Annotated in this window: 14 protein-coding genes; 9 read left to right on the top strand and 5 right to left on the bottom strand. The window is 47.2% G+C overall.

Annotated features, from left to right (window positions below; genetic code table 11):
• Positions 1-82: 82 nt before the first annotated feature.
• Positions 83-244, bottom strand: coding sequence for a hypothetical protein (locus KIK04_RS11310; protein WP_232278321.1), 162 nt, complete (start codon positions 242-244; stop codon positions 83-85).
• A 3-nt stretch (positions 245-247) separates the two neighbouring features.
• On the bottom strand, positions 248-454 hold the full coding sequence (locus KIK04_RS11305) for a helix-turn-helix transcriptional regulator (RefSeq protein WP_232278320.1): 207 nt from the start codon (positions 452-454) through the stop codon (positions 248-250).
• A 155-nt stretch (positions 455-609) separates the two neighbouring features.
• Between KIK04_RS11305 and KIK04_RS11300 the strand changes: the two genes are divergently transcribed.
• From KIK04_RS11300 to abc-f, 4 genes are all read left to right on the top strand, one after another.
• The gene (locus KIK04_RS11300) at positions 610-981 is read left to right on the top strand and encodes a helix-turn-helix domain-containing protein (RefSeq protein ID WP_232278319.1); all 372 of its coding nucleotides are present in this window, start codon (positions 610-612) and stop codon (positions 979-981) included.
• Positions 982-1,112: 131 nt separating this feature from the next.
• Positions 1,113-1,979: an SDR family oxidoreductase gene (locus tag KIK04_RS11295; protein ID WP_232278318.1), complete on the top strand. Its 867-nt coding sequence runs from the start codon at positions 1,113-1,115 to the stop codon at positions 1,977-1,979.
• 145 nt (positions 1,980-2,124) lie between these two features.
• Positions 2,125-2,298: an RAxF-45 family protein gene (locus KIK04_RS11290; RefSeq protein WP_232278317.1), complete on the top strand. Its 174-nt coding sequence runs from the start codon at positions 2,125-2,127 to the stop codon at positions 2,296-2,298.
• A 156-nt stretch (positions 2,299-2,454) separates the two neighbouring features.
• Positions 2,455-4,497: a ribosomal protection-like ABC-F family protein gene (gene abc-f, locus KIK04_RS11285; protein WP_232278316.1), complete on the top strand. Its 2,043-nt coding sequence runs from the start codon at positions 2,455-2,457 to the stop codon at positions 4,495-4,497.
• 244 nt (positions 4,498-4,741) lie between these two features.
• Here the strand turns inward: abc-f and KIK04_RS11280 are convergent, their stop codons facing one another.
• Together KIK04_RS11280 and KIK04_RS11275 are read right to left on the bottom strand one after the other, a co-directional pair.
• Positions 4,742-4,948 (bottom strand): YwbE family protein, encoded by a 207-nt coding sequence (locus KIK04_RS11280; RefSeq protein WP_232278315.1) that lies wholly within the window; start codon positions 4,946-4,948, stop codon positions 4,742-4,744.
• Positions 4,949-4,994: 46 nt separating this feature from the next.
• Positions 4,995-6,953, bottom strand: coding sequence for a DEAD/DEAH box helicase (locus KIK04_RS11275; protein ID WP_232278314.1), 1,959 nt, complete (start codon positions 6,951-6,953; stop codon positions 4,995-4,997).
• 685 nt (positions 6,954-7,638) lie between these two features.
• Between KIK04_RS11275 and KIK04_RS11270 the strand changes: the two genes are divergently transcribed.
• Positions 7,639-8,409 carry a hypothetical protein gene (locus KIK04_RS11270; protein ID WP_232278313.1) on the top strand — a complete coding sequence of 257 codons (771 nt, stop codon included), beginning with the start codon at positions 7,639-7,641 and terminating at the stop codon, positions 8,407-8,409.
• Positions 8,410-8,505: 96 nt separating this feature from the next.
• On the opposite strand, the gene KIK04_RS11265 is transcribed toward KIK04_RS11270, so the two are convergent.
• Positions 8,506-9,285, bottom strand: coding sequence for a hypothetical protein (locus tag KIK04_RS11265; protein ID WP_232278312.1), 780 nt, complete (start codon positions 9,283-9,285; stop codon positions 8,506-8,508).
• Between the two features lie 420 nt (positions 9,286-9,705).
• On the opposite strand from KIK04_RS11265, the gene KIK04_RS11260 reads away from it, so the two are divergent.
• The 4 genes from KIK04_RS11260 to KIK04_RS11245 all read left to right on the top strand — a co-directional run bounded on the left by KIK04_RS11260 (position 9,706) and on the right by KIK04_RS11245 (position 12,943).
• Positions 9,706-10,371 (top strand): amino acid ABC transporter permease, encoded by a 666-nt coding sequence (locus tag KIK04_RS11260; protein WP_232278311.1) that lies wholly within the window; start codon positions 9,706-9,708, stop codon positions 10,369-10,371.
• Positions 10,352-11,005 (top strand): amino acid ABC transporter permease, encoded by a 654-nt coding sequence (locus KIK04_RS11255; protein ID WP_232278310.1) that lies wholly within the window; start codon positions 10,352-10,354, stop codon positions 11,003-11,005. Before KIK04_RS11260 ends, KIK04_RS11255 begins: the two co-directional genes overlap by 20 nt.
• Before the next feature lie 244 nt (positions 11,006-11,249).
• Positions 11,250-12,005, top strand: coding sequence for an amino acid ABC transporter ATP-binding protein (locus KIK04_RS11250; RefSeq protein ID WP_232278698.1), 756 nt, complete (start codon positions 11,250-11,252; stop codon positions 12,003-12,005).
• On the top strand, positions 12,002-12,943 hold the full coding sequence (locus KIK04_RS11245) for a transporter substrate-binding domain-containing protein (protein ID WP_232278309.1): 942 nt from the start codon (positions 12,002-12,004) through the stop codon (positions 12,941-12,943). Before KIK04_RS11250 ends, KIK04_RS11245 begins: the two co-directional genes overlap by 4 nt.
• Positions 12,944-13,269: the final 326 nt, after the last annotated feature.

The following is a 13,269-nucleotide window of genomic DNA, read 5'->3' as shown; positions in this document are numbered from 1 at the left end:
CTTGTTCGATGACACAAAATCGCCTTCGTCCTAATTTAATAGGAACGAAGGCGATCTGTATGGGCAATCGGAATCTATGTTGTTAGTTACACGCTGCTGGTTTCGGCTGTCGCTGGAGTCGTTTCAGTTCACAATATCCTAGTTCCAAAAAGCAAGATTGTAAGCGAATAAACATCTTTACTACTTCTATTTCTGTCGCGAATGGCTGTCCAAACGGCTTGCCTTTATGCGTCAAACACCACATCTGTTAATCTCCTGATTCAACTTGCTCAAAAAAATATTTCCAATCAAATCCTAAGGTTAGTCCGATACGTTTAGCTACATGAATGCTAGGGTCACGCCTTCCCGTTTCGATATTGGAGTACGAACTTCGGTTAATGCCAGACATAGCGGCCACTTCTTTCTGAGTTTTAGCGCCTCTATAGCGAATAAGCCATTTACGAGAAAGATTCATAATGATTCACATCTCCTATCTACAGCTTCGTTTCGAATCAAGAATATATTACCATTGTATTCTTTACGTGTCTATACTATATTTTGATATTCTTATCGAAACATTCTCTTAACGGTTTGATTTCGAGCGATATACTTGGGTAGAGAGGTGGTTTCATGCTAAGTCAACGCATGGAACAAGAACGCTTGAAACGAGGCTGGACACAAGACGATGTAGCCAGCCGCATAAGCGTATCTCGTTCCGCTTACTCCAATTACGAGAATGGGAATCGTAAACCCGATATCGATATGGTTAAAGAAATCGCTCGATTATACGAAGTATCTATTGATTATTTAACTTGTAACGATGCCGTATTGCCGACCGATAATTCTCTTATCGTGCACGATGCTAGGATGCGTCTATTTTTTGAGGAGTTTATGGTATCTCCATTAAGACAGCGTGAAGAGCTGATGCGTTTCTGGCGCTTTATGCGTGAGGACTTCACTGACAACAAACAACAACCACAGCGAACACAACCAGAGGAATAAATGTAATTTTGCATTCATATCATAAAAGTCCCCTTTGACCGCGCAGAAGCTACAATAGCCGCTACGTGCCGCAGAAGGGGCTTTTTTGTCGTACATACATTCAGCATTCATTAAAGGAGAGATTAACAAATATGAATTCGAGTTCATCTGAAACCTTGCGTTCACGTCCAGTTGCACTCATTACAGGCTCATCCAGTGGCTTCGGGCTTCAAACAAGCATCGCTCTAGCCCAGCATGGATACAAAGTTATCGCATCGATGCGCAGTGTAGAGAAGCAAGGACGTCTACAAGAACAAGCTCATTTGGCTGGCGTGTCTGAGCATATTCACGTATTCTCGCTCGACGTTACACAGGTGGATAGTATTGAGCGCGCGATTAAGACCATCATGGACCACTTCGGATCGATAGATATTGTCGTCAACAATGCAGGCTGTGTGATTGGCGGCTTTGTAGAGGAAGTCGATCGACAGGGCTGGTATGACCAAATGGAGACGAACTTCTTTGGTACAGTGGCCGTAACACAAGCGGTACTGCCTATTATGCGGCAGCAACGCTACGGCAAAATTATAAATATTAGCAGTGTCAGCGGCTTGTCCGGCTACCCTGGCTACGCTCCCTACGCCTCTTCGAAGTTCGCCGTCGAAGGGTTTACGGAATCGCTCCGCCTAGAAATGCTGCCCTATGGCGTTTATGCGGTCCTTGTTGAGCCAGGCCCCTACCAGACGGACATTTGGGATAAGGCCATGAAGGTCGTGCACGCTCCCGAACACTCACCCTATCGGGCGCAAATAGATGCTGTGCTGCGCTTCTCACAGCAGACAGCGAAGCAAGCACCGCCTGCGACTGAAGTGGCGCAGTGCATTGTACGCATAGCTGGCATGTCTAAGCCTAAACTGCGCTACTTATTAGGCAAGGAGGCCAAGATCGGGCAATTGCTGCGTCGCATTTTACCTTGGAAATGGTATGAGCGAATTTTATTGAAAGTATTATCACGGTAGATATTACGGAAAATTTCACAGTACATATTTCACGATACATATTTCACGGCAAATATTCCGATACAAAAATTCGCCAACATGCTTGAATGTGCTTGGTTTAATGTGATACAATCTTTACAAATTTATGTAAAGGAGGTGAGGCAGGATGGAACAAACACAACGCAATTTGAACCCAAATCGTATTCACCAACTCAATTTGGATCTTTTTGTAATTTGCCATGATGTAGCTGTTAACGGGACAAGTCTGTCCATTTTCAGCAATACGAATGGCACTACCATACAAAACTATTCAAATTGTGAGATGACCATCCTGCCTTAACCTCAAGCGGAACTGTTGAGCTTCTTTGCTCTAACTCTTTTTTGCTCCGATTGATGATTAAGTAAAGGCCGTAGGGACATTTCCCTGCGGCCTTTTTTTGCGGCATTTGCGGCGTTTGCGGCATCTGTGGTGTGTCATCTATGGAGGATAATCTAAATGATGATTCAAGTTCAGCACATCGAAAAATATTACGGAGCCGAATTAGTGCTTCAAGACATATGCTTTGACATTAGAGAAGGCGATAAGGTCGGCCTCATCGGGCGTAATGGCACAGGCAAGACAACGATGTTCCGTCTGCTCAAAGGATTGGATAAGCCAGATCGAGGAGAAATCTCCATTCGTAAAGGGGCCAAAATTGGCTACTTGGCACAAGTGATGCACGTGCATGATGAATCGGTGTACGACGTGCTAAGCGCAAGCTTCAAGCAGCAGTTGGAATGGTCCGCACAGATGAAAAAGCTGGAGCAACTTATGTCCGATCCCGAACAAATCGGCGATGAAGCAAGATTCGCCCGCTTGCTACAAGAGTACGGGCAAGTGCAGGAACGATTTGAGCGAGCAGGCGGATACGAGATCGATTCACAGATCGAGCGTGTCGCCAACGGGCTCGGCATCCCTACGGAGCAGTACACCCGCCCTTTCCCGTCCTTATCTGGTGGGGAGAAGACGAAGGTGGGGCTGGCCGCTTTGCTGTTGGAACAGCCTGATATTTTACTGCTAGATGAGCCTACAAACCATCTGGATATGCGGGCCATTGAATGGCTGGAATCGTTCCTGCGCACGTATGCAGGTACAGTAGTCGTCATTTCGCACGACCGCTATTTCCTAGATAGCGTTGTGACTAAGATTGTCGAGTTCGAAGACGGTGAGGCCGTTACCTATGTAACGAACTATTCCGACTACCAGGTGGAAAAAGAAGCTCGACTATTGCGGCAGTTTGCCGCTTTTCAAGAGCAGCAAAAAAAGATCAAGCAAATGCAAGAAACGATCAAGCAGCTCATCGATTGGGGAAATCGTGCTAACCCACCCAATGCCGGCTTTCACCGTCGCGCGGCCTCGATGCAGAAAGCACTGGATCGCATGACTAAGCTGAAACGGCCTATTATGGAGCGCAAGGCTATAGAATTAGACTTGAGACAGCGTGATCGCTCTGGCTCCACAGTCGTCTCACTGGATAGGGTTCGAAAAAGTTACGGTGAGCGCCTATTATTTGAGCAGGTTAGCGACTTGCTCCGTTATGGGGAGCGAGCTATTTTGATCGGCGACAATGGCTCGGGCAAGAGTACGCTGTTAAAAATGCTGCTCGGGCAGGAGTTTCCTGACGAGGGCAGCGTGCGCTTAGGCTCGCGTGTCGAGCTGGGCTACTTGGCGCAGGAGGCAGCACCGCAGGATCATCATATGACGGTGCTGCAATATTTCCGCACTGAGCTTGCCTTGGAAGAGGGTGCGGCTCGTGGGCAGCTGGCGCGATTTTTATTTTACGGCGCTGATGCTTTTAAGCAGGTTAGAAGTTTGTCTGGCGGTGAGTGGAGCCGCCTGCGGCTGGCGGTGCTTATGCACCGGCAACCGAATTTGCTGCTGCTAGACGAACCTACGAACCATTTGGACATCGATTCCCGTGAAGCATTGGAGGAAGCGTTGGAAGAATATACGGGCACGATGTTGGCCGTTTCCCATGATCGTTATTTTATAAATCGATTGGCGCATAAAATATGGGCACTGGAGCAAGGCAAGCTAAATTCGTACGGTGGCGACTTTGAATACTACAAGGAGAAGCGTCCAGAACAGGTAGAGTTGAGGCCGGAGAATCGTACGGCTGGTGGTGCTGGTGTGCTGAAGCAGAATAAGCAAGCTACTCTGCTGGCTTCAGAACCCGCGGAACAGCGGCAAGCGCCGGATTTACGTCAGCCTTATGTTAAGGTAAATGATAAGGCGAGTACGAGTACGAGTGCTACAACGAATGCGAGAACGAACACCAAAGACCGTTCTGCCTCATCCTCTGCAACAAATATGAAAGTGACCACCTTAGAGCGGCAAATTGTTGAGCTTGAGCAGCGATTGCATCAAGTCGATGAGAAAATGTTGGAGCCGGATTGCCAATCGGACGCAGCCAAGCTTGGTGAGCTTTATACGGAGCGTGAGCAGCTCCAAGCGGAGCTTGATGCGGTGTATGAGCAATGGATGGAGCTAACAAACTAATTAGCTAATAAGCTACAAAGTTAACAGGCTGACCAATTAACAACTGGACCCGACTCTAATGTAAATTTAATAGTAAACTTAGAGTGAAAATGAGAACGAAACAATGTAAAAGTACATTCTTTTATACGGCATTTACTCTGACGTGAAAAAGCCCCCATCTTTGCGGATGAGGGCTTTCTCGACAAACTAAGCTTTTCTATCCTGTTTCGGGGTAGAAAAGCTTTTTTACTTACAAAAATAATTCCTACGGCTGTGCAGTAATAATGGCTGCAACCCGGCCAACTTGACCGTCCTGCAATCTGACTTTAATACCGTGTGGATGATTGGCAGAATTCGTTAAAATATCTTTGACGATACCTCTCGTTTTCTTGCCTGTACGCTGATCTTGCTTTAAGACAACGTCAACTTCAAGACCAGCACGAACATTTTTGCGCTGTTGACCAAGATTCATAGGCTTATGGATGCTCCTAAAAAGTTAATTGCATTTGCGTCATGAATTAGCGTCTGCTGCGAGACTTACCACGGTTGCCTACAAAGGAAGAGCCACCGCGCGACGATGCGGGTTTACCTGAACGCTCACGGTTACCGCCCGCTGATTCACGTTGTGCTCCTCGTCCAGCTTCACGCTGACCTCCGCGCTGGCTGTCGCGTTGACCGCTGCGTGGCGCTCCTCCACGTGCTGACTCACGTTCCGTGCCCCATTGGCCTTCACGTTGTCCGCCGCGTTGCGTATCACGCTGGCCGCCACGTTGGCTGTTACGTTGACCGCTGCGTGGTGCTCCCCCACGTGCTGACTCACGTTCCGCGCCCCATTGGCCTTCACGTTGTCCGCCACGTTGCGTATCGCGCTGACCTCCGCGCTGGCTGTCGCGTTGACCACTGCGTGGTGCTCCTCCACGTGCTGTTTCACGCTCCGCGCCCCATTGGCCTTCACGTTGTCCGCCGCGTTGTGCATCACGCTGGCCTCCGCGTTGGCTATCGCGTTGACCGCTGCGTGGTGCTCCTCCACGTGCTGTTTCACGCTGACCGCCCCGTGGTGCTGACTCACGCTCCACGCCCCACTGGTCCTCACGTTGACCGACGCGCTGTGTATCACGTTGTCCACCTCGTTGCGCATCGCGCTGACCTCCGCGTTGGCTATCGCGTTGACCGCTACGTGGTGCTCCTCCACGTGCTGTTTCACGCTCTGCGCCTCGACGCCCATCACGCTGAGAGCCACGTTGCGTATCACGCTTCGCTCCACGTTTTTGCGCATCTCTATTTCCTGCATGGCCTGCTGAACGCGCTCCATCCTTAGAACCAAATCGTCTCTGCATTGTTGAGCGCCCTTGAGAAGCTCCGCGATCCGATTTATGTTTAGATAGCGAGAAGCCCAGTTCACGCTCAATATCGTGCAACTTGCCACCATCTCTTGGTGTTGCTAATGTAATCGCAACACCTGTGCTGCCTGCGCGACCTGTACGGCCGATGCGGTGTACATAGCTCTCTGCATCATGCGGGATGTCGTAGTTAAATACGTGCGTTACGCCTTCAACATCAAGTCCACGTGCAGCTACATCTGTTGCTACTAGGATTTGCAGCTTCGCTTCGCGGAAGCGACGCATGACATTTTCCCGCTGCGGCTGTGTCAAATCACCGTGTAGCTCATCTGACTTGTAGCCTTTCTCTTGCAATTCCTCGTTGAGACTGCTCGCACGACGCTTCGTACGACAGAACACAACCGCCAAATAAGGGTTGTCTTCGTCAATAATCGTGCACAGGCTATCAAATTTGCCCCGATCTGTCGTCTCCACGAGACGCTGCCTCACATCTTTAACTGTAATATGCTGTCCTTGAATGTGAACACGTTTCGGCTGGTTCATATATCTTCTAGCCAATGATTGCACAGCATCGTTCATCGTCGCCGAGAATAGCATCGTTTGACGCGTTGTCGGCGTCGCTTCAATAATAGTCTCCACTTCTTGACGGAAACCAATGTGCAACATTTGATCAGCCTCATCCAGCACGAGCATAGACAAGCGCGACAATTGGATCGCACCGCGACGCATATGATCCAACAGACGTCCTGGCGTAGCTACGACGATATGGACGTGGCGTCCTTTCAACTTGTGCATCTGACGCTCAACATCTTGGCCACCGTACACAGCCAATACATGAATACCGCCCATTGCATCCGCTATCTTGCGGACCTCAGTCGTAATTTGTAACGCCAACTCACGTGTCGGTGCCACAATAAGAGCTTGTACCGCTTTATTATTCGGATCAATACGCTCCAAAATAGGCAAAGCAAACGCAAGCGTCTTCCCCGTTCCCGTGTGTGCTTGACCGATTACGTCATTCCCTGCAAGCAGCAATGGAATCGACTCTTCCTGTACCGGTGTAGGCTTAACAATACCGTTAGCTTGCAAAGCCTGATTTATTTCAGGGCGAATGCCTAACTTGATGAAATTTTGCAAAAAGGGTTCCTCATTTCTCGTTTACGCGATTGTGATGTAATGTGACGTAACGTCTTCCTCGAAATACGTCTTCGTCTACATGTTATCATTTTTCTGAATACGACACACTATTTACAATTTATCATTTCCGTTTCGTTGGCCCGACAGTCCTAGCTGGATTGCTCTCACTCTTTTTTACCATTCGTTATCCACTTGTTAGTTAAATTTCAGACAGGCGTGAGGGAGAGCCGTTTTTTCGCATGATATAATGGGATTGTTTAGGAGGTTCGAGCGGAATGAAGACGTTTTTCAAGCTTATCGGCAAGGCAGTTGTCATAGTCATTCTCTCTCTGTTCGCCTTTTTATGCAGCATTCAGTTTCTCTTTGGTTTGTTAGGAATAATCTTTTTGGAATGACATGATCGGCCATTAAAATGGAGGTGCAACCATTGTTACGTCCCTCTCTGCGAATCACACTGTCTATTGTCCTGACAGGATTATTACTACTTTCTACCCTACCTACACAAGTAAGTGCCGACTCAACATGCGACTCTCAAAACAGTAACTTCGAACTGAATATTTTCTCTATAAAAGGCAAACCCAGATCGCTCACTCTGCCGCCTATCAATGATCATCGCTTCATTTACGATCAACATTCCACACGAGATACACTCTTATTGTATGGACAGCAAGGAGAAACATATAAAGTGAACCTCAACACGTTACAACTCAGCCCTTTTCCGCCCCTGCCTCCATCCAAAAAAGCCGATACACCCTTTGCTTGGTACGCTGACCGCATCGTTAACAATGAGCTATTGTCTGTTGTGAACTGGAAGCAAGTAAATCGTATCGACCTACTTAAACAGAAGGTCACCAAGCTCATCGACAGCAAGCGTATGATCTACAACATCGCGATATCTCCAAACGGCAGCTATTTTGCGCTACTTATTGATTCAGATGGTCATGAAGGGACAAGTGCTGACTTGCTTATTTATGATCGTACAGGAAAAAAGCTGAAATCTTACCCGCAAGCCGCTTATTTCGCACACAGCGATGGGTTTGTAAGGCCATATCCGATTTATTTTCAGCGCGATGATACGATCCACTTTGAAACGGAAGCTGAAGTTGGCAACGAACGTATACGAGGCGATATCGCGTTGAAATGGAGATCAGGAAAAGAGACATTTACGCCATTATCTTTAGTCGTGTCGTACGATGATAAGTTAACTATATCTAAAAAAGTGAGATCAGCGTATAGCGCTACACATAAAGCAATGCCGCCGTTGAGCGGAACTAACATTTATCATCATTGGTTCTCGCCTAGTCGACAAGCCTTTGTTGCTCACGACGGTAGTCAGGTTTGGGTGTATTCTATGAAACAGAAGCAGTGGCAGTCGCTTGGCTGCGGGTACTTCCAGCATTGGATTGATAAAGACCGATTTGTGTGGCTTTCCAATTATATACGAGCTTATTACTAGTACCCAAACATAAAGGGGCATTATGACATGATATTCAAGTATGGTAATGCCCCGTCTTATGTATGTTGGTGTACTGTAATACTTGTTTGTTACCGTTTAATCTTCCCTATCCACTTCGTGCCACTCCTCAACCAAGAACATTGGTGGCATAGCCAGTAGCTCATACCAGAGATATTCGCAATCCTCTTCCTGTAATACAGCTATTTCTAACTCTCCGTTCTCGTCCAGCTGCAATTTGTTCTTTCCATTTGCTACAGCTTTACCTTCACGAATCATTTTCATCGCTTCATCAAAACTGTATTTTTTACCTGGATAATTCTTGATTTCGGCTAATTTAGCTTCGTACAGTCTCTTTCTCTCAAGTTTCATTTCATTCGTTACTTCTGAATTCCAAGCCTCCTCAAATTTAAACCCTTCTAAAGAGTGCTCGATTACTAAATCACGAAATTCATCAGTTACAAGCACTGCGAGCCTTGCAGGAATTTTAAAAATAGGAGAAAGTTTAGTACTATCTTCTATATCTAATTTTACTTTCAGATAGTTTAGCTCATTATTCTTATTACAATCTATTACGTTTATAACATTTATAATGAAATGTTGTTCCTCATTAAATGTTACAGGAAGTACTTCTACATGATCTTTTATTAAGGGTAATAAAAGATTTAAGATATGAGATGGAACGATTAGCATTCCAGATATAAAATGAGGCAAATCCTCATAAAGACCTTCTTTATATAATTCAAAATTTACCGGAGTCCACAATTCACCGACTCTCTTGCCGAACATTAACCTGTCTTTAATGTGACTATTAACGTACCAATTATTACATGATAATCTAACTGATTTACTACTACTTGAAACTTCCCATACCCTCATACTGACACCTCTTAGGTTATTTTTCCTTCGTCTTGCTTCATATATCATATCAAATTAAGGATCTAAATGATTACCATTATACCTACCGACACTTAATCACCAGTTGACAAAGCGCTTTACTTGGATTAAACTCAAACACAATTGATTCCCCCTCCACCAGAGGATCGAAGAATAACGATATGGTATAAGCTAACCGTACGAACGGAAGCCCAGTCTCCTTCTTAGCGCATGCGCCCGAGCGCAGCCTGAAGGAATTGGGCTTTTTCTGTTTACGAGCTGCTTATTGACGTAATCGAAGCGAAGGTTCCTGCCCTGCAGCCGTATGAATCGCTCGCTGGCAACACACAGGCAGCGACTTAGCGCGGGAGCAGGAACAATCGTCAAGCAGCGACCGCACAATGAAAGGGGGCGCCGATAGCGGTGGAGCTTGATACTGCGTTCATGGTCACGCATATCCCTGACTTTATAGATGCTGCTATTTTAACGTTACAAATCGCTGGCATCGTTGTACTAACTTCTTCTGTTGTAGCTGGCCTCAACAACGTTATCTTATACTTCCGCGTGCCTATATTAAGGCAGCTCGTAAGAAGTTACGTCGAGGTGGCGCGTAATACGCCGCTGCTCATTCAATTGTTTGTTGTTTATTTTGGTCTACCACAACTTGGCGTAAAGCTATCTAACTATGAGACCGCGATCGTGGCGATGACGTTTCTGGGGGGCGGTTATGTTACAGAGGTACTGCGTGCAGGGATAGATGCAGTCGCTGACAGTCAACAAGAGGCGGGACTTGCTATTGGCTTGAACCGCTCACAGCTATTGCGGCACATTATTTTTCCACAAGCTTTACGAATAAGCACACCTAGCCTATTTGCGACCGTCATTTTTTTGCTAAAGGAAACGACGGTTGTCTCAGCTATCGCCATCCCTGAAATTTTGTATACCACGACAAACTACATTGCGCTCTATTACAAAACGTATGAAATGCTCCTGATGATGACTGCTACTTATTTGCTGCTGTTCCTGCCGCTTTCGCTGGCATTGTCATGGGTGGAAAGGAGGTTCCAGCATGGACAGTTCGGGGTTTGAACTGCTCATGAACTCTTTGCCCCAATTAGGAAAAGGGCTCGTACAGACGCTGTCGATAGCACTGTTAAGCATCATATTCAGTACGGTTGGCGGATGCCTACTCGGCGTACTCTGTACGTCGCCATTACGATGGCTCAAGGTGCTTACGCGCATCTATTTAGAACTGTTTCGCGCTGTTCCTATTTTGGTGTGGCTGTTCTTTTTTTATTTTGGCCTACCTATTTTTTTCGATATTCATTTATCTAGCTTTGCCTGCTCCGTGCTCGTGCTGTCGCTATGGGGCATCACGGAAATTAGCGAAGTTGCCCGTGGGGCACTGCAATCGCTGCCGCGCGGTCAAGCTGAAGCAGGGGCAGCGATCGGGCTAAACGCAACACAGCTTCATCTGTATGTGCTGCTGCCGCAAGCGGTGCGGCGCATGATTCCACCTTCGATTAACGTGTACACCCGCATCATCAAAACGACATCGTTAACCGTGCTGATCGGTGTCACCGAACTGATTAAGACCGGACAGCAAATTATTGAGCGCACAGGGGAAGCCCTCCTCATTTACGGTGCGATGTTCTTACTCTATTTCCTACTCTGCTATCCGTTATCCGCTGTTTCACGGACGTTGGAGAAACGCCTCGCCTGAACCTGTAACATTCGCACAGTCCGCGCAATTCATGCCATACGTACAGCCTGCACAACCACGCAGTATGCGAAGTCCATGTGGATGCCGCTTGTGCCACATATAAATCCCCGTACCACCGCCTAGCATGTTGAAAATGAAGGAGGACCACAGGAACATGTTACAAAGCATACAGGCCATAGAAGAAGTGCAAGGAATACAAGGTATACGAGGCGGATCACGGAGTAGATCGCAAACAGCGCAAATTATGTTCGATGTCAGCCACGTTAGCAAGTCGTTCGGCCAGCACATCGTGCTGAACGATATTAGTCTGCAAATTGCGCAAGGCGAAGTCATCGTCATCCTCGGCCCGAGCGGATGCGGCAAAAGCACACTGCTCCGCTGCTTAAACGGCTTAGAATCTACGCAACGCGGTTCCATTCGCTTCAAGAAACAGCTGCTGACAGACGGATCCATTCCTTGGCAGCAAGTTCGTCAGCGCATTGGCATGGTGTTTCAGAGCTATCATCTATTCCCCCATATGACGGTGCTGGACAACATTTTGCTCGGCCCTATCAAAGCCCAGAAACGCCAGCGCAATGAAGCGATCCGGCAAGCCGAACAGTTGCTTAGCCGCATCGGCCTGCTCGATCAAAAAGACAAGTACCCCCGCCAACTATCAGGCGGGCAACAGCAGCGCATCGCGATCGTCAGAGCGCTGTGCATGAATCCAGAAGTGATGCTATTCGATGAAGTGACCGCTGCCCTTGACCCTGAAATGGTCAAGGAAGTACTAGAAGTGATGCTTAGCCTCGCTCAGCAAGGAATGACGATGCTCATCGTAACCCATGAAATGGGCTTTGCGCGGGCGGTAGCGGATCGCATTATTTTTATGGATGAAGGACAAATCTGCGAAGTCGGCACACCGGAGTCGTTCTTTACAGAACCACGCACCGAACGGGCGCAGCGATTTTTGCAGCAATTTCATGAACTTGAAGATTGGAAAGGGAGAGAGAGCGTATGAATACACGTCAAAATGGGGCCTTATTGTGGCTCGTCATGCTGAGCTTATTTGCGGGATTGTTGACTGGCTGCGGCCAAGGAAGCTCGAATGGAAACACTACCGGAAGTGCCGGAGGTGCGACCAACAAGGGATCTGAAGGCGCCTCCCAACCAAGCGGCAGCGAGCAGCAAGGCGGAGCCCTTCAGCAAATTAAGGAACGCGGTAAGCTAATCGTTGGTGTATTTACAGACAAGCCGCCATTTGGCATGGTCGATGAGAAAGGTCAATACGTCGGCTTCGATACCGACTTAGCCAAGCGCTTCGCCAAAGACTTGCTCGGCGACGAGTCCAAAATTGAGTTCGTTACGGTAGAGCCGGCAAGTCGAGTTCCCTTTTTACAAAGTGGTAAAGTCGATCTGATCGTCGCTAATATGACGGTAACTGAGGAGCGGAAGCAAGCCGTTGATTTTACGAATCCGAACTTAAAGGTCGCCACACAACTGCTCGTCAACGACAAGAGCGGCATCAAATCATTACAAGATGTCAAAAGCAGCACAGATAAAAAAGTGATCGTCACCAAAGGAACGACCGCTGATATTTTTCTGACCAAGCATCATCCTGATATTGAGCTCATCAAATTTGATAAAAATACAGAATCACTGCAAGCACTCCAAGATGGTCGTGGCGATGCTTATGCGCAGGACAGTATCATTGTGTATTCTTGGGCCCGCAAGCATCAAGGATTTACGGTACTGCCTGACAAACTCGAAGAGGAAGCACCCATTGCTCCAGCTGTTAAAAAGGGGAACGACGAGCTACGTGAGTGGGTGAACAAAGAGCTTGAGAAGTTGGGTGAGGAAAAGTTTTTGCTGAAACTGTACGATCAATATCTGCGCAACGAGCTCGGTCCAGAAGTCGACCCGAATAACGTCATTGTAGAGGGTGGGAAGTGGAAATAAGGAGCAAGGGGGGCCTATTCGCGCAAGCTATTTTGCATAAATATACTGACTATTCACATAGGATTTTCTGGGTATATTTAACACCAAAATAACGCTTCGATACATCAGCCCTCTCCCTTCTCCCCATGCATAAAAATACAATTATTTTTCATAACCATATTGTTCCACACGGTATTTTGGTATAAACTACTTAAAAATATACGGTTACCGAAAACAACTTCACTGCTAGTTTTTCTAATATTTAGTATAATCTCGTCGCTACTTATTGACCGTGGGCCAGTACACTTACCCACTCTGCCACAAGTCTTACTATGACAGGCTTATGT

The organism is Paenibacillus sp. 481 (genome assembly GCF_021223605.1).
Taxonomy (GTDB): domain Bacteria; phylum Bacillota; class Bacilli; order Paenibacillales; family Paenibacillaceae; genus Paenibacillus_B.
This window is presented reverse-complemented; position numbering and strand designations above follow the sequence as displayed.